Genomic DNA, 18,983 nt, shown 5'->3' with positions numbered 1-18,983 from the left:
AAAATGAAAAAAACGATTATTGCAATACCACTTTTATTCGCTTTTGGCTTTTTTAGTCAGGCGCAAACTGCAACTTCAAAACCAAACATTGTTTTGATTATGGTGGACGATATGGGCTATTCTGACTTAGGGAATTATGGTTCAGAAATTAGTACTCCCAATTTGGATAAATTAGCCAAAGAAGGAACACGTTTACGCGAGTTTTACAATAATTCTATCTGCGCTCCTACAAGAGCTTCGCTTTTAACAGGGCAGTATCAGCACAAAGCGGGAGTTGGTTATTTTGATGTGAATTTAGGATTACCTGCTTATCAGGGTTATTTGAACAAAGAATCTTTGACCTTGGGAGAGGTTTTCCGTTCAGGAGGTTACAGCACTTTAATGTCAGGAAAATGGCACGTAGGTTCCGAAGATAAAGCTCAATGGCCAAATCAAAGAGGGTTTGATAAGTTTTATGGAATTTTAAAAGGAGGGGCAAATTATTTTAATACTGATGGATTACCTTTTGGAAAAACACCTTATCCTGTGGCTTTAATTCGAAATAATGAAGAACTGCATCCAAAAGCCGATTCCTATTATTTTACAGATGAAATTGGGAATAATGCGGTGCAATTTTTGGACGAACAAAACAAAGAAAATAAACCTTTCTTTTTGTATTTAGCTTTTACTGCTCCTCACTGGCCATTACAGGCAAAACCGGTTGATATTGCTAAATACAGAGGCAAATTTGATGAAGGCTGGGATGTGTTAAGAGAGAAAAGAATTCAGAAATTAAAAGAAAACGGCATTTTATTGGAAAACCAAACCATCGCTCCAAGAGATCCTGAAGTGCCGGAATGGAATAAGTTGACCTATGATGAAAAGCAATTTTGGAAAGCTAAAATGGAAGTGTATGCAGCCATGGTGGATAATATGGATCAAAACGTGGGGAAAGTATTGGAGAAATTAAAAGCTTTGAAGAAAGACAAAAATACTTTGATTGTTTTTATATCTGATAATGGTGCGCAAGGTGGTTTTAATACTTACAATCCTTTAAGAAGAGGCTTGGTGAAAAACAGCGGACCTGTTGGAACTTCAGGTTCCTTTGATTACCAAGAGCAAAACTGGGCTTATTTGTCTAATACGCCTTTGCAGGATTATAAAAATAACATGCATGAAGGCGGCTTCAGTTCTCCTTTTATCGCCTGGTATCCATCAAAAATTAAAGCAGGCCGAATTGATAAAGGAACTGGACATTTGATTGATTTAGCACCAACTTTCTACGAATTGGCAGGAATTCAATATCCAAAAGAATTGAACGGCGTAAAATCAAATCCGTTAGCAGGAAAAAGTTTGTTACCGGTTTTATTAGATGGTGCTTCCGAAGTAAATCGTGGTGCGCCAATATTCTGGGAAAGAGCAGGAAACAGAGCAGTTAGAGAAGGCAAATGGAAGTTGGTTTCTATTTATCCGTCTTATCAATGGGAATTGTATGATTTGGAATCGGATAGAGGGGAAACAACGAATGTGGCACAAAAAAATGAAGCGATTGTCAATGATCTTTCTGCTAAATATTTTGATTGGGCTAATAAAACAGGCGTAGTAGAATATAGCAAGATAAGACCGGGGAATGAATTGATTCCTGGTGCAGCCGCAAAAAAATAATATTATTTCAATAAAAGAATTCTTTTTTGGATTGGAACTAATATTGGTTTTGGTTTGTTTTAGTTAGTAAAAAGGGGCTGCTTCGGTTGCCCCTTTTACTGTGTTTTGTTGATTTTGGGTTATATTCAAAATAATATGGTTAGTCGAACAGGCAACCAAAAAGATGTAGATATGAAAATACATAGTTTAATAATAGGAGTACTTTTAAGTGGTTTGTACTCAGGTTTTGCTCAGGAAAATAAGGCGGTTGCTGTAGTTTCTGCTACAAGTTGCGAAGCAATGTGCAAAGCCAATACTTCTAAGAAATCCTTATTATTACAATCTGTTTCGAAAAAAGTTAAAGAGAATAAAACAACTTCCACCGACGGAATGGTTTGGGTTTCAGGAGGAGAATTTAATATGGGAACCGAAGATTATCCTGATGCAAAACCCGTTCATAAAGTAAGTGTAAAAGGCTATTGGATTGATGAACATGAGGTAACCAATGCTCAATTTGCCGCTTTTGTGAAAGCTACAAATTATGTGACCATAGCCGAAAGACCATTGGATCCAAAGGATTATCCCGGGGTTCCTGTTGAAAATTTAGTACCGGGTTCGGCAGTGTTTTCTCCTCCTGCGGATAAAGTTTCATTAGCAAATATTCAACAATGGTGGCAATATGTTCCGGGTGCGAGTTGGCAACATCCCAGTGGACCGGAAAGTAATATTATCGGACTCGAAAATAATCCTGTGGTGCAAGTGAGTTATCTGGATGCCAAGGCCTATGCCGAATGGGCGGGAAAACGATTGCCTACAGAGGCCGAATGGGAGTTTGCAGCCAGAGCCGGAAGACCACATACCAAATATTATTGGGGAAGCGAACTCAAACCTGATGGAAAATGGCAGGCTAATATTTTTCAGGGAACTTTTCCAAATAATAATACAGTCGAAGACGGTTTTGCAGCAGCAGCTCCGGTAAAATCTTTTCCTAAAAATCCTTATGGAATCTATGATTTGGAAGGAAATGTCTGGGAATGGTGTAATGATTTATATAGTGATGATTATTATAAAAACAGTACTAATGCTAATCCTCAAGGACCTTCAATAAGTAATGATCCCGAAGAACCCGGAGTAGAAAAACATGTGCAAAGAGGCGGCTCTTATTTGTGCAGTGACCAATATTGTATCCGCTATGTTGCCGGAAGCCGTGGTAAAGGAGAAACGACTAGTGCTTGTAATCACTTGGGGTTTCGTTGTGTTAAGGATGTGGAATAAGATTTTTAATTGTATAATTTTTTTATTGTTGTCTGATTAAACTTGATGAATAATCAATTAGGTCGCTCCTCTGGAGCTTTGTTTATAAAGAAACACCATTTTCTACAAACATTTCGCTCCTAACGGAGCTGTTTATAGTCCCATCGGGACGTTCTGTTTGTAGAAAAAGAGAATCGTCAAAAACAAGCTCCAGAGGAGCGAGCTGTTAACAGTAAGATCAAATTTGATTTATGTTTTTTATCGTGCAACAATGATTTTTTTTTTAAACTATGAAAAAAAAGCTGTTATTCTTAGTTGTCTTGCTTTCTGTTGAAGCTAGTTTGGCTCAGACTAAGAAAATAAATTTGAATATGGAAGTTAGAAAGAACAGGCTTTTCGTTTTAAATCGGTTAGTTCATCCTTTTGTTGAAACAAAATACAAAGGTTTAGAAATCAATGAGAAAAGTGGAGAAGGCATTGTCTGGCTTCAAGACCAAAATTTTTCAAATGGAATTATTGAAATTGATATGAAAGGACAGGATATTTTTCAAAAAAGTTTTCTTGGAATTGCTTTTCACGGTCAAAATGATTCTATTTATGAAGCGGTTTATTTTAGACCATTTAATTTTCATGCCCAAGATTCCGTGCGGCGAATTCATGCGGTACAGTATATTGCCCATGCTGATTTTACTTGGGAAAAATTAAGAAAAGAAAGAAATGCCGAATTTGAAAAAAAGATTCCCAATGCTCCAAATCCTAACGAATGGTTTCATGCCCGAATCGAAATTAGTGCTACAGAAGTAACTGTTTTTGTTGAAAAAAATCTTAATCCGGTACTTCGTGTAAAACGATTGAGTGCTTTTTCGGATGGAAAAATAGGTCTTTTTGTAGGCGATAATTCAGGTGGAAAATTTGCAAATTTGAAGATAATACGATTTAAGAATTGAGTGGTATATATTTTCTGAAATAATTTTGAACCTTTTGCAACACTACTCAGAATGTGGATGCGTTTATAGAAACCCTCTGGAAATTAAAATCCGGAAAAAAATAAAAAGTAACGAAGCCCAAGGAAATTAGTTCTTGGGCTTTTTTATCGTAAGCTATTTTGTTTTTGCTTTAATCTAATCGGTTCATTTAGTTTATATAGAATTTATGATAAATAAATTGCTGTTTTTTGTCTCTTTTGCAAAAGATAAATAGCTGTTAAGCTATCGTTTTTTAAGGCTTTATTCTTTTTATTAAAAATAATTCTACTATTTCTATAGAATTTATAAAACATTTTTGTACGTTTGTATCAAAATTAGGAATAATCAGTTCTGTAAATCTGATTAGAAACTTTTCAATTAAAAAACTAACAGATTAAAAATGGAAAAAATTAAATTAAGACATATTTCAGTAGTCATTGTAACATTAAAACTTTTGTTGATTTCAGTTGTACTGATCAAGTATTTACCCAACGCTTCGGCAGAAGATTTAACATTCAATCAAACTTTTTTTTGGTTTTTACTAGCGGGATTTTTAGCTCAAATAGTGGATGGTGCTTTAGGAATGGCTTATGGTGTTACTTCAAATTCTGTTTTACTAGGTTTTGGGCTTTCTCCTAGATTAGCTTCAGCAGCAGTTCACACGGCAGAAGTTTTTACTACAGGAGTATCCGGACTTTCGCATATTAAGTTTGGTAATTTTAACAAAGCATTATTTTTAAAGATAATAATCCCTGGTGTTTTGAGTGCTTCCGTTGGTTCCTATTTGTTGGGTTCAGTTATTGATGGAGAATTTATAAAACCGTTTGTTAGTTTCTATTTACTTGTTTTGGGTGCAATTATTATTTCTAAAGCTTTTAAGAAAAAAGTTGCCGGAAAATCGGATTTGAAAAAAGCACCTATTTATGCTCTTTTCGGAGGTTTTTTGGACGCTATTGGCGGCGGAGGTTGGGGACCTATTGTTACTTCTAATTTAATAAAAGAAGGACATACACCTAGTACAGTAATAGGAACAGTAAACACCGCAGAATTTTTTATAACCTATGTTAGTGCAGGTATTCTGATTTATTTTACTGGTATCCAAAGTTGGCAAATTATTTTAGGACTGATAGTTGGTGGTACATTAGCGGCGCCTGTTGGAGCTTACATCGCCAGTAAATTACCTGTAAAAACACTCATGATAACTGTTGGGGTTTTAATTATATTAACTTCACTTTATACACTTTCAAAAGTCCTTTTATAATGGATTTCAATTTTATTAGTAACAAGTAGAGACTAATTTTATAGATTAAGTAGTTTGGCTTGAAAAGGCATTTTTTAAAAATTTAAAATAGAACAGAGATGAAAATAGTAACAAAAAAAATGAATATGTGTTGTATGATGCCAATGTGCAGCACGCACAGCTATTGCCTTAAGCGAAAGAAGTAATCATAGTACAACTATGAATTTCAAGTCCTTTTGGTAAGCTTTCCAAAAGGACTTTTTTTATAAATCAATTTCAATAAGAATAAAATAAATAGTTTAAAAACTTTAAAACATATTATCATGAGTACTCAAAAATTTGAAACAAACGCATTACACGCAGGACACGACGTAACAAAAAACGCAGGGACAAGAGCTGTACCCATTTACCAAACCAGTTCTTACGTATTCAATAACTCAGATCAGGCTGCAAATCTTTTCAGTCTGGCTGAAGCAGGATTTATTTACACGCGATTAAATAACCCTACAAATGATATTTTAGAACAACGCTTAGCAAAACTCGAAGGAGGTATTGGTGCAGTAGTTACTGCCTCAGGGACATCAGCTATAGCAACGGCTTTACTGGTTTTGCTTAAAGCGGGAGACCATATTGTGGCTTCTAACAGTTTGTACGGAGGAACCTATAATTTGCTAAAAGTAACGCTGCCAAGATTAGGTATTACAACCACTTTTGTAGATGCTTCCGAGCCGTCTAATTTTATTAATGCCGCCAAAGAAAATACCAGGGTGTTTTTTGCAGAGAGTTTAGGGAACCCAAAACTGGATGTCTTAGACTTAAAAGCAATTTCGGCGGTAGCCCAACAATTTAAAGTGCCTTTTATTGTTGACAATACCGTGGCATCGCCTTATTTATTAAACCCAATTGAGTACGGAGCCAATATTGTGATTCATTCGTTGACCAAATACATTTCGGGTAACGGAACTTCACTAGGCGGTGTTATTATCGATGCCGGAAATTTTGACTGGAGTAATGGTAAATTCCCTGAATTTACAGAGCCGTCTCCGGGCTATCACGGTTTGGTTTATCACGAAGTTTTGGGTAACGCCGCTTACATTGCCAAAGTACGTATTGAAGGGCTTCGCGATTATGGTGCTGCTTTGAGTCCGTTTAACGCTTTCCAGATTATTCAGGGATTAGAAACACTGGCTGTTCGTGTTAAAAGACATAGTGAAAATGCTTTGGCATTAGCCCAATGGCTGGAATTGCAGAAAGAAGTGGCATGGGTAAATTATCCGGGGTTGAAAGTGAGCAGACAATATATTCTGGCTCAGAAATATTTGCCAAAAGGACAAAGCGGGGTTTTAACTTTTGGACTTAAAGGAGGTTTCGAAGCCGCTAAAAAAGTGGTTGATGGCGTAAAATTATTTTCGCTTTTGGCAAATATTGGAGATACCAAATCGTTGATTATCCATCCTGCCAGCACCACACATCAGCAATTGTCAGATGAAGAACAAATTGCTACCGGAGTTACCAATGATTTAATCCGTTTATCGGTAGGATTAGAAGATATAGAAGATTTAAAAGCCGATTTAGAGGCTGTTTTTGCACAGCTTCCGGTTGAAAAGTTAGTTTAGTTAGGTTGTTTTTTATTTAACTGTCCTCATTGGTTGGTTGAGGGCAGTTATAAAAAAACAGTAATCAATAAAAGAGAAAACATGTCAGCAACAAGAGTAAATGTAATCCTTTTTGGAGTTGGAAATATAGGTAGCGAATTGTTAAGTCAGGTTATTGAGAGCCAGCGATTTTTTCTGGAGAAGAGAAATATCGATTTGCGTTTTCCGATAATAACCAATTCAACAATCGCTTTTTTTGAAGAAGAAGGAATGAAGAATAAATGGGAAGCCGATTTTACCAAATGGGCAGTTCCGTATCAGTTTCAGGACATTTTGGATTATGTCAGGAAAAAGAAATTAGACAATTTAATTGCGGTGGATGCTACGGCGAGTTCGGAGATTATTAAAAATTATATTCCGTTGATCCAAAACGGGTTTAATATTGTCGCTGCCAATAAAAAGGCTAATACGCTGCATATTGATTTTTATAAAGAACTGCGCAGGGTTTTAAAAAAACACGACAAAGAATTTTTGTATGAAGCCACGGTAGGAGCGGGGTTACCTGTGATAAAAACCATCCGTGATTTGCATTTTTCGGGTGAAAAAATCACTAAAATCAGGGGTGTTTTCTCTGGTTCGTTGAGTTATATTTTCAATCGTTTTTCGAATGAAGAAGAATATTTTTCGGCGATATTAAAAGATGCTGAAAAGTTAGGTTTGACCGAACCCGATTCCCGTGAAGATTTAGCAGGAAATGATGTAGCACGAAAATTATTGATTTTAGCCCGTGAAATCGAAAACGAATTTGATTTTTCGGATGTAAAAATCGTTTCATTATTGCTTCCCAATCTGAATGAAAATAGCTCAAAAGCAGATTATGCCCGAAATAAGTCCTTATTAGACAAACCTTTTAGATTAGCTAAATTGGCGCAGGCCGAAAATAATGTGCTGCGTTATGTGGCCGAATTGGATATTACCAAAAAGAAATTGGAAGTAAAACCTGTTTCGGTATCCAGGGATTCAGTTATTGGCCAACTTAAAGGAGCCGATAATTTGGTTGAAATTTATACTAAAAACAATATAACGCCTATTGTGATTCAGGGAGCTGGCGCCGGGAGGCAGGTTACGGCCAGAAGAGTCCTTAGCGATATTTTAGAACTTGCTGAAAAAATTAAAATTAAAGAAACTGTTTTAGAATTGATTTAAATGTGCGAGAGAATTTAAGACTGTGGAGTTGCTGTAGCCTGAAATTATTTAATTAAGGATATATTGATTATCCCGCTTTTAAATACATTTTAAACAATTCGCATCTGTTATTAGAACCTACAGATGTAAAAAAGTCAGTTTTTATAAAAAATCCCAATCTTTATTAAAGATTGGGATTTCTGTTTTATAGAGTAGTGATTTTCTTTAAATCAGCTACAGTGGCAATTGGATCAGCAGCACCAAAAACATAACTTCCGGCTACCAGAACATCAGCTCCGGCTTCTACAAGTTTTGCAGCATTTTTATTGGTAACCCCACCGTCAATTTCGATAATGGTGGAAGCTCCTTTTTTATCAATCAACGCTTTTAGTTTTTGAACTTTTGCATAAGTATTTTCAATAAATGATTGTCCTCCAAAACCAGGGTTAACACTCATAATTAAAACCATATCGATATCGTTAATCACGTCTTCCAGTAAGTCAACGCTGGTGTGCGGATTTAATGAAACTCCGGCTTTCATACCTTCGGCTTTGATAGCCTGAATAGTGCGGTGTAAATGAGGGCAGGCTTCAATGTGAACAGTAAGGATATCAGCTCCCAGTTTTTTAAAAGTTGAGATGTATTTGTCCGGTTCTACAATCATCAGGTGAACGTCGATCGTTTTTGTAGCATGTCTTTTGATGGCTTCCAAAACCGGCATTCCAAAAGAAATATTTGGAACAAAAACGCCGTCCATGATGTCAATGTGAAACCAGTCAGCCTCACTAGCATTAATCATTTCGATATCGCGTTGTAGATTGGCAAAATCAGCAGCTAATACTGATGGGGCAATAAGTGTGTTTTTCATTTTGGTTGTGTTGTGTGTTGTAATTTTTTTGCAAAGGTACAAAATCAAATGTCTTTTATGCAAGCCGCTTTATGCTTTGTTTTTGAGTAGATTGGGTAATAAAAAACTCCGGTGTTGAGCCGGAGTTTTTAAGGTGATTAATGAGAAGATTAACCTAAATAAGTTTTTAAGATTTTACTTCTTGAAGTATGTTTCAATCTACGGATTGCTTTCTCTTTAATCTGACGTACACGCTCACGGGTTAAGTCGAAAGTTTCTCCGATTTCTTCTAAAGTCATTGGGTGTTGGTCACCAAGACCAAAATACAAACGAACCACATCTGCTTCTCTTGGAGTCAATGTTTCTAAAGAACGCTCGATTTCAGTACGCAATGATTCGTGTATTAATTCTCTGTCCGGGTTTGGAGATTCACCAGAACGCAATACGTCATAAAGGTTAGAATCTTCACCTTCAACAAGAGGCGCATCCATAGATAAGTGACGACCGGAGTTTTTCATAGACTCTTTTACGTCATTTACAGTCATGTCCAGTTCTTTCGCAATTTCTTCAGCAGAAGGCGGACGCTCATTAGATTGCTCTAATAAAGCATACATCTTGTTGATTTTATTGATAGAACCAATTTTATTTAAAGGCAAACGTACAATACGAGATTGTTCAGCTAAAGCTTGTAAAATAGACTGACGAATCCACCATACCGCATACGAAATGAATTTGAAACCACGAGTTTCATCAAAACGTTGTGCTGCTTTAATCAAACCCAAGTTTCCTTCGTTAATTAAATCAGGTAATGTTAATCCCTGATTTTGGTATTGTTTAGCTACCGAAACAACGAAACGCAAATTGGCTTTTGTTAATTTTTCAAGTGCTCTTTGATCTCCGGCTTTGATGCGTTGTGCTAATTCTACTTCTTCGTCAGCAGTGATAAGGTCAACTTTTCCAATTTCTTGTAGATATTTGTCTAATGAAGCAGTTTCACGATTGGTAACCTGCTTGGTAATTTTAAGTTGTCTCATGATTTTGTTGTCCTAATTTTTATAGTGTACAAGTTGTTATACGTTAGGAGTTGTAGAAAAGTTACAAGAATTTGTAAAAAAATTATATAATTTTAATAACAACAGCTAAAAACCGGATTTGTTATTGATAATTAATGGTTTGTAGTTGTCTTTTTAGTGTGTTTTTTTGTAAAAACGGTGTTTTGTATCTTAAAGTTGAGTAAATTTAGTACTTAATCTTAAAAGTATCATATCATGAAAAAACTGATTTTATTTTGTTTACTTGTGGCTTTTTCAAGTCAATTTTATGCACAGGATGCTGTTGGAAGCTCTGTTTTGAAAGAGAAAAAGGAAAAACTGGCAGCTGATAAGAAAAAAGCGGATCAGGCGGCTAAGGAAAAAGAGACCAACGCTGTGGATAAGAAAAAGAAATTGACAGAAGAAGCCAAAATCCAAAAAGAAGCGGCTGAAAAGAAAAAAGAGGAATTGGCTACTAAAGCCAAAAAAGAAGTAAAAGCTAAGAAAGAGGCAGGAACGAATATGTCGGCTAATAAAGCTCAGGTAGCTAAGGATAATGCTGCTGAAAGAGAAGCCCGAATGAAAGAGAAAGCCACAACAGCAAAAACAAAAGCGGCAGCAACAAAGGATAAAGTTACAGGTACTTATAACGGGCATAAAGTATATACCGGTCCAAAAGGAGGTAAATATTATATCAATAAAAACGGTAATAAAACGTATATAGACAAAGAATAGTCTTGTTTTTTTGTAGCATAAATCCTGTCTCGTTTTTAGAACAAGTTTAGAACAAGGCGGGATTTTTTTTGTAGTTATTTGAAGAGCTTTTTATTCAGTTCAAGAATATTGTCAAATATTTTGCTAAGTGATTTTATGTATAAAATAACTCCTATAGCCAGAAAAAAATATTCTTTTCTTAACACTGTTACGTCTTCTAAAATGATGTATAAGTTTGGAATGATAAAAACTAATGAAACGGCAATTCCAATGTATGGATTTAGGATTATTTTTCGAATAAAGGAGAATGATCTTGGCATAACTAGGGGATTATTAGACACCATAAAAATGAGTTGTTAATTGTTGTTTCAAAAGTAATTTGTTAGTCGTTTTTGGTGTTTTAAAATGTCATGAAGACCGTTTTTTGTGTCATGAAGTTTGTTTTTTTGTAAATGAAAAAATCCTCTCGAATGGAGAGGATTTAGGATGGAATACAAATTGTATTTTTAAGAAAGGATATTCATTTTTTTTATAAAATCTTTATAAGTGTCGCTGAGTTTTATTTTATGATTGCCTTTTAGAATGATAAGATTGTCAGCCAGAATTATTTCTTCAATTTTATTGCTGTTTACAATGGTATTACGATGCGTTCGGATGAATTGATTAGCGTCAAGTAAGGTACTTATTTTAGTTAGTGAAATGAGAATGACAAACTTTTCTTTTTCGGTAATAATGTTGCAATAACGTTCTTCTACTTCAATGTAAAGAATGTCGTTTAAAGCTACTTTTTTCAGTGCATTTTTCTTTTTGATAAAAAGAGAATCGTTGCTTACAACGGTGTTTTGATCTTCGCTTAAGAAAACATTGGTTTGTTCGTAGAATTTTTCTACAGCCATCTCCAAGGCGTATAAAATTTCTAATTCATTGAAGGGTTTCATCAAAAAACTAAAAGGTTTGGTGAGTTTCGCTCTTTCAAAAATTTTACGATCCTGAGAACTGGTCAGGAACACAAAAGGTTTTGAAGCATTAGGCACAATGTTGATGGTTTCTGCAAAGGTAATTCCGTCAGGATTGCCATTAAGGAAAACATCAATTATAATCACATCGACCGTTTTTTGGTAAAAAAGCGATAGCGCATCGGTGTAATTTGTGGCGATACCTACTACGTTATAATGGTTGGCAAGCAGTACTTTGTTCAATGCTTCGCTTTGTTCGGGAGTATCTTCAATAATAAGGACGTTAATGTTATCCATTTTGTGCTGTTTTGGGAAACGAAAGTGTTATGGTAGTTCCTTTGTTGATTTCGCTTTCGATGGCTAAGATACCGCTATTTTTTTTAATCATTTGTTTGCATAACTGGAAACCTAAGCCAGTCCCGATAATTTCTGAATTGTTTTTTTTAGACAATAATTCGCTGTCATTTAGTAATTCGTTTAGGGTATTTTGGGTCATTCCGATACCGTTGTCTTTGATAATCAATTGCCAAAAACCGTTTTGGGTATCTGCTGTGGCAAAGCTTATTTTACCCTTTTCATTCGAAAATTTGATGGCATTATCCAATAAATTGCGAAGTATAATTTTAAGCGAATCAAGATCTACAAATATAAAACTGCTTTTGGAAACAAGATTTTCAAAATCAATGCTTTTTTCGAGTAGCAAGGGTTTGTAATTGTATTCAATTTGTTGTACGATAGAGTATAAATGCACCGATTCTTTGTTGAAATACAATTGTTTGGTTTGCAGCATCGCCCAGTGTAATAAATTGTCTAAAAGGCTGTAAGTGCCATTAGCAATTCCGCTGTTTTGAATAATGAGTTGGTTTAGTTCCTCGTAATTTTTTGATTCTAATGTAGCTGTTAATTTTGCATTACTATTTTTCAAAGCATTTACTGAAGACCGTAAATCATGGCTTACAATGGAGAAAAGTTGGTCTTTTGTGGTGTTGAGTTCGTCGAGTTTGTTTTTTTGAAGTAAAATTATTTTAGCATTTTTTACTTTTTGGGCATACAAATAAATACCTGCGGTTAATAGTGCCAATAAACTCATTGCCGAGAAAAACAACCAATTTCTTTGATTGTTTTTAAGTTCATTTTCTATTTCCAATACTTTAATTTGCTTTTGTTTTTGTGATACGGCAAACTTTTTCTCAAAGTCAGCTACGGCCCATACTTTATTTTGGTCATTTAGAGAATCATTCCATTTTTCTGCTTCTTTTCTAAAGGCTAAAGCTTTTTTGAGGTTTCCTCTGTCTTCTTCAATAACAGCCATGTTGAAGCTGGCAAGTTGTTTTGCGTTATAATCATTGATTTTTTGAGATAAATAATAAGTTTTTTCAAAATATTTAAAAGCGAGATCATTTTTATCTTCTTCGTAATAGCAATTGGCTAAATTTGTATAGCTAATATTTAAGGAAATATAATTTTTTTCAGCTTCGTCAACAGCTATGTTTTTCAGAAAATATTTTTCAGCATTGTCAAATTCTTTTAAAAAAATAAATGTGGTTCCAATGCCATTATTTACGTTTTTCAAAATAGGTTTTTTGATATTGTCCGGTAGTTTTTCAACTTCTTTATAATAATGAAGTGCATTTTTAAATTCTAATAATTCTAATGACGCATTACCTAATGCCAAATTTTTCATTGGTTTCAAGTCGAAATTTTCATTAATCAAGAGTAATTCTGATTTTGATTTCCTGTATAACTTTTTGTTGAAAAAAATGATTCCTCTAATATAATGGCAATAATTATTTAGTTCAGGTTTTTTATTTGCTAGTTGTTTTGTACTGTATACGAGTGTAGAGTCCCATTTGTCTTCTTCAAAAAAAGAAGTCATTTTAGAGAAATTAATTTCATCTTTAAATTGAGTTGTTTTTTTCTGAAATGAATTGACTATAATGCCTTTTATTCCTGAATATTGCGAATAGGTGTTTGTAGAGAAAACTAAATATAATACAATTAAAAATAGTTTAGTTTTTGTCATTTTCAGTTGAGTTTGTTTAACCTAACTAATATACTAACTTACCTCTTTTAATTGCTTCAAAAGAGGTAAGTTAAAAATGAGTTTTTTAGTTGTTTTGAATTTGAGTTCTGGTTCCTTTTGAAACTTCAGGATCAATATCTTTTAAGAAAGAAGTAATACTTGTGATCTCTGTTAGTGTATCAGAAGTATAATCTAACTCCATATACCAAACGTTTAAACTTACTGGTTTTTCTTCTTGATAATTATAATCAAAATACAATTGCAAAGAATTTTCAATTACTTCAGGATTTGGTTCTACCCAGGGTAATTCCTTGTCGGCCGAATCAATATAAAGTGTGACTCTGATTTTTAAAATGTCTTTTCCGTTAGCGGGAGTGAATAAAGTTGTAGAAACCAATGGAGATAAAGGGTAATTGGCTTCGTTTGAATTTGAAATAACAAAAGGCACTTGGTTGATTTGTGTGATTTGAATAACATTTAAAGGCATAGTGGATGTTTTTTTAGATTAAAATCAATAAAGATATGTTTTTTATGAAAATTATATCTCGAAATAAGTTTTGTTTTTTTTTAATCAAAAATCCCGTTTCAAAAGGATGAAACGGGATTTTTTATAATAAACCTTTAGTAAACTAAGATCTGATTACTCTTGTTTAGCCTCACGTGGAGGGCGGGCGATAAGTGCTTTTTTAGACACTTTCTCTTTTTTAGTTTTAGGGTCAACTCCTAAGTATTTCACTTGGAATACATCGCCCATTTTCACTACATCGGCAACGTTTTCTGTACGTTCCCAAGCCAGTTCAGATACGTGTAATAAAACTTCGTTTCCTGGAGCAGCAGTATATTCAACTACAGCACCAAAATCCAGCATTTTAACTACTTTTACCTCATAAGCTTCTCCTACCTGTGGTTTGAAAGTGATAGAGTCAATTTTAGCTAATACGGCTTTGATTCCGTCTGGATTAGTTCCTAAAATTTCAACAACACCTTGTTCGTCCACTTCGTTGATAACGATAGTAGTACCAGTAGCTTTTTGTAAATCCTGAATTACTTTTCCACCAGGACCAATTAAAGCACCAATGAAGTTTCCAGGAATTGTTCTGGTGATAATTTTAGGAGAATGTGCTTTTACCTCTTCTCTTGGAGTAGCAATAGTTTCAACTAATTTTCCTAAAATATGTAAACGACCGTCACGAGCCTGGCTTAAAGCTTGCTCCATGATATCGTAACGCAATCCGTCAATTTTGATGTCCATTTGACAGGCAGTGATTCCGTCAGCAGTTCCGGTTACTTTAAAGTCCATATCTCCTAAGTGATCTTCGTCTCCTAAGATATCTGAAAGGACAGCAAATTTTTCTCCATCAGTAATCAATCCCATAGCAATTCCGGAAACCGGTTTTACCATTTGAACCCCTGCATCCATCAAAGCCATAGTTCCTGCGCAAACAGTAGCCATAGAAGAAGAACCATTAGATTCTAATACTTCAGAAACCACACGGATTGTATAAGGACAATCAGCTGGAATCATGTTTTTTAATGCTCTTTGAGCTAAGTTTCCGTGACCTACTTCTCTTCTTGAAGTTCCTCTTAATGGACGGGCTTCACCAGTTGAGAAAGGAGGGAAGTTGTAGTGTAAGTAGAATTTCTCTTCTCCTTGTTCAGATGGAGAATCGATTTGGTTAGCTTCTCTTGAAGTCCCAAGAGTTACAGTTGCCAAAGCTTGAGTTTCTCCACGTGTAAATAATGACGAACCGTGTACAGAAGGTAAATAATCCGTTTCACACCAGATTGGTCTGATTTCAGTTGTTTTTCTTCCGTCAAGACGAATTCCTTTTTCAAGGATTACATTACGAACGGCTTCTTTATTGGTTTTGTAGAAATATTTTCCAACTAATCCTGCTAAATCAGCATTTTCAGCATATTCTTCTTCTGTAAATAAGGCTTTCGCTTCTTCTTTTACAGCAGCAAATTTTTCACCTCTTTCGCTTTTTCCTGAAGCTTCTGCAGCAATAGCATAACATTTGTCGTAAGCAGCAGCTTTTACTTTTGCATAAACCGCTTCGTCTTCCACTTCACCTTCGTAAGTTCTGTATTCAGGATTTCCAACAGCCGCTCTTAAACGTTGTTGTGCCTGAATTTGAACTTTAATAGCTTCGTGAGCAAATTTGATAGCTTCGATCATTTCAGCTTCTGAGATTTCTTTCATCTCTCCTTCAACCATGGCAACTGAATCCATAGAAGCTCCAATCATCATGTCGATGTCTGATTGTTCTAATTCTTCTCTGCTTGGGTTGATTACTAGTTTTCCGTCAACGCGTGCAACACGTACTTCAGAAATTAAGTTGTAAAATGGGATGTCAGAAACAGCCAAAGCTGCTGATGCTGCTAAACCTGCTAGTGCATCTGGCATAACGCTGTCGTCATGAGACATCAATTGAATCATTACCTGAGTTTCAGCGTGGTAATCATCCGGGAAAAGCGGACGCAATACACGGTCTACTAATCTCATTGTTAATACTTCGCTGTCGCTTGGACGCGCTTCTCTCTTGAAGAAACCTCCTGGGAAACGACCTGCAGCGGCAAATTTTTCACGGTAATCTACCGTTAATGGTAAAAAGTCAACACCCGGGTTAGAAGTTCTTGCAGATACTGCTGTTGCTAAAAGCATACAGTTTCCTAAACGAACAACCACTGAACCATCAGCTTGTTTGGCTAATTTACCTGTTTCGATTGAGATGCTTCTTCCATCTCCTAAATCGATAATTTCTTGTTTTACTTGTGGAATCATAAATTTTTCCTTGTTTTGGTTATACTACGGACGATAGTTGTGTTGTTGTAGTTGTTGTGTGTCCAATGAAAAACCAAACTTTTTTTTATTGTTGAAACCTTAAAAATAAGGTTTTTATAATTTAGCCATTAAGGAGTTTAGTTTCATTAAGTTTCGCTCTTAACTTTTCTTAATCTCTTAATGGTTCAAATAATATTAAATTAAAAAAGAGGTACTTGCGCACCTCTTTTGTATATTGACTATTTTCTGATACCCAATACTTTGATAATTTCACGATATCTGTTGATATCTGTTTTCTTTAAGTAGTCAAGTAAAGCTCTTCTTTTACCTACTAATTTCACTAGTGAACGCTCAGTGTTGTAATCGTGACGATTTCTTTTTAAGTGCTCAGTCAAGTGGTTGATTCTGAAAGAGAACAAAGCGATTTGTCCTTCTGCAGATCCTGTGTTTTCTGCTTTTCCTCCGTGTTTAGCGAAGATGTCTGCTTTTACTTCTTTAGATAAGTACATGCTAATATTATTTTAATGATTATTATGTATGTCAAACAGTTATTGTAAGACGGCAGCAAAAGTAATACATTATTTTGAATTAGCAATGCAATTCAAATATTTTGAGTTGTTACCAATTAGGATTTGTGTTTTTTATTATGTCATTAGGAAATAATTTAGTTTGACGGGCTGTAGCTGATTTTAATGAAATAGGAAGAGTAAACGTTTCAATTCTAGGGATTCCTCTTTTTTTCCCAGGAATCCAACTTCCATATTGAGATATAATTTTAATTGCTTGTTTGTCTAAATCTTCCCTTAAGCTTTTGACAATTTCTATATCTGTTATATTTCCGTTTTTATTTATGATAAATTTGGTTAGTATTCTTCCGTCAATGTTTTCGTTTTGTGGTGTTCTTAAGTTTTTTCCAATGAATATGTAAAAATCGTCCATTCCTTTAGCTGGGGTGGGTTTTTCTGTAATTTTCTTGTATGGAAACTTATTGTTGTTTTCGTCTGAACTAATTCCCGAGGTAAGGTTTCCATTTTTATAAATCTCACTATAACTGATTTTTTCTTTAAGATTTTTTCCAATCCACACACCATCTTTTTTGCCGTCTTTTATTTCGCCTTTTTCAAAGCTATCTTCATCTGACTCTTCAACTTGACCGTTACCGTCTATTACTGTTTGTTTCCCTTCTGGATTCCAAAAAGCAATCACATTTGTTTCGGAAGTTTTGTTTTTGGTATCCCATATTATCTCTTTTTCAGACTTTTTTATATTGTTTTCGTACCAAGAAATTTGTTTTCCATTTAATCGATTGTCAATATAGTTGGATTCTTGCTTTTTATTTCCGTTTTCGTAATAATCAGTACGTAGGCCTTCAAATTTCAGACTGTTTTTGTTTTTAGTTACGGCCGACATGCTTATTTTTCCTGATAAGTAATATTCAGTAACAACATAAGCATCTTTTTTAAAATTATAATCTTCAACTATTCGGGTGTATTTGTAATCCTGTTCGGTTGTAAAATTGTGTAATGAATCGAGATGAAAAACTTTGTTTTTGTTGTCTTGGGCGAATAAAGTTGTTACTGTTAATAATAAAATGATGGTTAATTGGTCGGTTTTCATTTTGTTTTTTAATTGATTACTATAGTTGTAATATTGTTGTTATTGATTTTGATTGTATTGAATTACTGCCAGCGATTATTTGTTACTCTTTTCATTTCTGATTTGAAAAAAGCCCCAGTGTTGTTAGAGTTGCTGTTTCCCTCTATTGCTTTTATTGAAATAGGTATAGAAAAGGATACTTTAGCTGGCATTCCTCTCATTTTTCCCGGAATCCAATTGCCATAACTGGCTATGACTCTAATACCTTCTACTCCGGTACCATAACCAAGATCTCTCAGTATTCTAAAATCAGTAAGACTTCCATCTTTATCGACTACAAAAGATAAATACACTTTACCGCTTAATCCTTGTGTTTTAGGTGTTTTGTAATTTCTGCCTATATGTTGGTAAAAATGAGGTATTCCTTTTGCTGGTGTAGGTTTTGTCATTAGTTCCTTATAAGGAAGTTTGTTGTTATTTGTATCTGTGCTAATTCCTGAGATAAATTTACCCTCATTATAAACCTCAGAAAAACTATAATTTTCTTTAAGATTTTTTCCCTCCCAAACACCTTGTTTATGACCATTTTTTATTTCGCCTTTTTCATAGAGATTTTCTTCTGTAGTTTCATATTGACCGTTACTGTCAATTATTGTTTGTTGTCCATCTTTGTTCCAAAATTGTATTATTTTGGTAATAGTGTTTTTGTTTTGGTCGTCCCAGGTAATTTCTTTTTCTGATTTTTTATTTCCGTTTTCATACCATTGTAGTTCTTTGCCATTTAAATTATTATCAATATAATTGGATTCCTGTTTTTTATTGCCATTTTCGTAATAGTCAACGCGTAAGCCTTCTAATTTTAGATTGTCTTTGTTTTTAGTAAAAGCTTTCATGCTTAGTTTTCCAGATTTATAATATTCGGAAACAGTATACAAGTTTTGGGTACTTTTATAATCTTCTACGATTCTGATGTAGGCGTAGTTTTTGTCAGTTGTGGGAATACGCAGTGAATCAAGTAGAATTGTTTTATTCCCATTATTTTGCGCAAATAAAGCTACTGATATAAATAATAAAGCAGTGGTTAATAAGTTGGTTTTCATTTTTAGCTTGATTTTTTTTCAAATATAATGAAATAGACTACAGTATTGTATTACATTTGCGAAAATTCT

General features: G+C 34.5%; 17 protein-coding genes. 7 read left to right on the top strand and 10 right to left on the bottom strand.

The features are described 5' to 3' along the window. The first annotated feature begins 3 nt into the window (after positions 1–3). The 6 genes from IEV84_RS13170 to IEV84_RS13145 all read left to right on the top strand — a co-directional run bounded on the left by IEV84_RS13170 (position 4) and on the right by IEV84_RS13145 (position 7,883). Positions 4–1,644 (top strand): arylsulfatase, encoded by a 1,641-nt coding sequence (locus IEV84_RS13170; RefSeq protein ID WP_188494736.1) that lies wholly within the window; start codon positions 4–6, stop codon positions 1,642–1,644. A gap of 171 nt (positions 1,645–1,815) precedes the next feature. Next, positions 1,816–2,898 (top strand): formylglycine-generating enzyme family protein, encoded by a 1,083-nt coding sequence (locus IEV84_RS13165; RefSeq protein ID WP_188494735.1) that lies wholly within the window; start codon positions 1,816–1,818, stop codon positions 2,896–2,898. 269 nt (positions 2,899–3,167) lie between these two features. Next, positions 3,168–3,824, top strand: coding sequence for a hypothetical protein (locus IEV84_RS13160; protein WP_188494734.1), 657 nt, complete (start codon positions 3,168–3,170; stop codon positions 3,822–3,824). Between the two features lie 418 nt (positions 3,825–4,242). Continuing rightward, on the top strand, positions 4,243–5,103 hold the full coding sequence (locus tag IEV84_RS13155) for a sulfite exporter TauE/SafE family protein (protein WP_188494733.1): 861 nt from the start codon (positions 4,243–4,245) through the stop codon (positions 5,101–5,103). A 302-nt stretch (positions 5,104–5,405) separates the two neighbouring features. Next, the gene (locus IEV84_RS13150; protein WP_188494732.1) at positions 5,406–6,698 is read left to right on the top strand and encodes an O-acetylhomoserine aminocarboxypropyltransferase/cysteine synthase family protein; all 1,293 of its coding nucleotides are present in this window, start codon (positions 5,406–5,408) and stop codon (positions 6,696–6,698) included. An 81-nt stretch (positions 6,699–6,779) separates the two neighbouring features. After that, positions 6,780–7,883: a homoserine dehydrogenase family protein gene (locus tag IEV84_RS13145; protein WP_188494731.1), complete on the top strand. Its 1,104-nt coding sequence runs from the start codon at positions 6,780–6,782 to the stop codon at positions 7,881–7,883. Between the two features lie 184 nt (positions 7,884–8,067). Here IEV84_RS13145 and rpe read toward each other — a convergent pair whose 3' ends face one another. Together rpe and IEV84_RS13135 are read right to left on the bottom strand one after the other, a co-directional pair. Then, on the bottom strand, positions 8,068–8,730 hold the full coding sequence (gene rpe, locus IEV84_RS13140; protein ID WP_188494730.1) for a ribulose-phosphate 3-epimerase: 663 nt from the start codon (positions 8,728–8,730) through the stop codon (positions 8,068–8,070). A 149-nt stretch (positions 8,731–8,879) separates the two neighbouring features. Further along, on the bottom strand, positions 8,880–9,743 hold the full coding sequence (locus IEV84_RS13135) for a sigma-70 family RNA polymerase sigma factor (protein ID WP_007804760.1): 864 nt from the start codon (positions 9,741–9,743) through the stop codon (positions 8,880–8,882). Positions 9,744–9,977: 234 nt separating this feature from the next. On the opposite strand from IEV84_RS13135, the gene IEV84_RS13130 reads away from it, so the two are divergent. After that, on the top strand, positions 9,978–10,475 hold the full coding sequence (locus tag IEV84_RS13130) for a hypothetical protein (RefSeq protein WP_188494729.1): 498 nt from the start codon (positions 9,978–9,980) through the stop codon (positions 10,473–10,475). Between the two features lie 74 nt (positions 10,476–10,549). Here IEV84_RS13130 and IEV84_RS13125 read toward each other — a convergent pair whose 3' ends face one another. The 8 genes from IEV84_RS13125 to IEV84_RS13090 all read right to left on the bottom strand — a co-directional run bounded on the left by IEV84_RS13125 (position 10,550) and on the right by IEV84_RS13090 (position 18,914). Next, positions 10,550–10,774, bottom strand: a complete 225-nt coding sequence (locus IEV84_RS13125) for a hypothetical protein (RefSeq protein WP_229732688.1) — start codon at positions 10,772–10,774, stop codon at positions 10,550–10,552. Between the two features lie 186 nt (positions 10,775–10,960). Next, positions 10,961–11,707 carry a LytR/AlgR family response regulator transcription factor gene (locus IEV84_RS13120; RefSeq protein WP_188494727.1) on the bottom strand — a complete coding sequence of 249 codons (747 nt, stop codon included), beginning with the start codon at positions 11,705–11,707 and terminating at the stop codon, positions 10,961–10,963. Further along, positions 11,700–13,433, bottom strand: coding sequence for a tetratricopeptide repeat-containing sensor histidine kinase (locus IEV84_RS13115; RefSeq protein ID WP_188494726.1), 1,734 nt, complete (start codon positions 13,431–13,433; stop codon positions 11,700–11,702). Before IEV84_RS13115 ends, IEV84_RS13120 begins: the two co-directional genes overlap by 8 nt. 85 nt (positions 13,434–13,518) lie before the next feature. After that, complete coding sequence (locus IEV84_RS13110; protein WP_188494725.1) at positions 13,519–13,920, bottom strand: hypothetical protein; 402 nt, start codon at positions 13,918–13,920, stop codon at positions 13,519–13,521. 153 nt (positions 13,921–14,073) lie between these two features. Continuing rightward, positions 14,074–16,218 (bottom strand): polyribonucleotide nucleotidyltransferase, encoded by a 2,145-nt coding sequence (locus IEV84_RS13105; RefSeq protein WP_188494724.1) that lies wholly within the window; start codon positions 16,216–16,218, stop codon positions 14,074–14,076. Positions 16,219–16,457: 239 nt separating this feature from the next. Further along, positions 16,458–16,727, bottom strand: a complete 270-nt coding sequence (gene rpsO, locus IEV84_RS13100; protein ID WP_066326752.1) for a 30S ribosomal protein S15 — start codon at positions 16,725–16,727, stop codon at positions 16,458–16,460. A gap of 109 nt (positions 16,728–16,836) precedes the next feature. Then, a complete protein-coding gene (locus tag IEV84_RS13095; RefSeq protein WP_188494723.1) occupies positions 16,837–17,835 on the bottom strand; it encodes an energy transducer TonB in 999 nt (332 codons plus the stop codon). Positions 17,836–17,897: 62 nt separating this feature from the next. Further along, entirely contained in the window at positions 17,898–18,914 is a 1,017-nt protein-coding gene (locus tag IEV84_RS13090; RefSeq protein ID WP_188494722.1) for an energy transducer TonB, read from the bottom strand. Between the last annotated feature and the right edge of the window lie 69 nt (positions 18,915–18,983).

This window comes from Flavobacterium palustre (assembly GCF_014639535.1).
GTDB lineage: Bacteria > Bacteroidota > Bacteroidia > Flavobacteriales > Flavobacteriaceae > Flavobacterium > Flavobacterium palustre.
Note: the sequence above shows the minus strand (reverse complement) of the source record. Positions and strands in the feature narration are given on the sequence as shown.

What these genes read in the sequence shown, in the direction of transcription:
- IEV84_RS13160 (WP_188494734.1), top strand. Translation starts at nt 3,168, where the DNA reads ATGAAAAAAAAGCTGTTATTCTTAGTTGTCTTGCTTTCTGTTGAAGCT.
- IEV84_RS13115 (WP_188494726.1), bottom strand. Translation starts at nt 13,433, where the DNA reads ATGACAAAAACTAAACTATTTTTAATTGTATTATATTTAGTTTTCTCT.
- rpe (WP_188494730.1), bottom strand. Translation starts at nt 8,730, where the DNA reads ATGAAAAACACACTTATTGCCCCATCAGTATTAGCTGCTGATTTTGCC.
- IEV84_RS13130 (WP_188494729.1), top strand. Translation starts at nt 9,978, where the DNA reads ATGAAAAAACTGATTTTATTTTGTTTACTTGTGGCTTTTTCAAGTCAA.
- IEV84_RS13165 (WP_188494735.1), top strand. Translation starts at nt 1,816, where the DNA reads ATGAAAATACATAGTTTAATAATAGGAGTACTTTTAAGTGGTTTGTAC.
- IEV84_RS13105 (WP_188494724.1), bottom strand. Translation starts at nt 16,218, where the DNA reads ATGATTCCACAAGTAAAACAAGAAATTATCGATTTAGGAGATGGAAGA.
- IEV84_RS13170 (WP_188494736.1), top strand. Translation starts at nt 4, where the DNA reads ATGAAAAAAACGATTATTGCAATACCACTTTTATTCGCTTTTGGCTTT.
- IEV84_RS13090 (WP_188494722.1), bottom strand. Translation starts at nt 18,914, where the DNA reads ATGAAAACCAACTTATTAACCACTGCTTTATTATTTATATCAGTAGCT.
- IEV84_RS13110 (WP_188494725.1), bottom strand. Translation starts at nt 13,920, where the DNA reads ATGCCTTTAAATGTTATTCAAATCACACAAATCAACCAAGTGCCTTTT.
- IEV84_RS13120 (WP_188494727.1), bottom strand. Translation starts at nt 11,707, where the DNA reads ATGGATAACATTAACGTCCTTATTATTGAAGATACTCCCGAACAAAGC.
- IEV84_RS13095 (WP_188494723.1), bottom strand. Translation starts at nt 17,835, where the DNA reads ATGAAAACCGACCAATTAACCATCATTTTATTATTAACAGTAACAACT.
- rpsO (WP_066326752.1), bottom strand. Translation starts at nt 16,727, where the DNA reads ATGTACTTATCTAAAGAAGTAAAAGCAGACATCTTCGCTAAACACGGA.
- IEV84_RS13135 (WP_007804760.1), bottom strand. Translation starts at nt 9,743, where the DNA reads ATGAGACAACTTAAAATTACCAAGCAGGTTACCAATCGTGAAACTGCT.
- IEV84_RS13155 (WP_188494733.1), top strand. Translation starts at nt 4,243, where the DNA reads ATGGAAAAAATTAAATTAAGACATATTTCAGTAGTCATTGTAACATTA.
- IEV84_RS13150 (WP_188494732.1), top strand. Translation starts at nt 5,406, where the DNA reads ATGAGTACTCAAAAATTTGAAACAAACGCATTACACGCAGGACACGAC.
- IEV84_RS13125 (WP_229732688.1), bottom strand. Translation starts at nt 10,774, where the DNA reads ATGCCAAGATCATTCTCCTTTATTCGAAAAATAATCCTAAATCCATAC.
- IEV84_RS13145 (WP_188494731.1), top strand. Translation starts at nt 6,780, where the DNA reads ATGTCAGCAACAAGAGTAAATGTAATCCTTTTTGGAGTTGGAAATATA.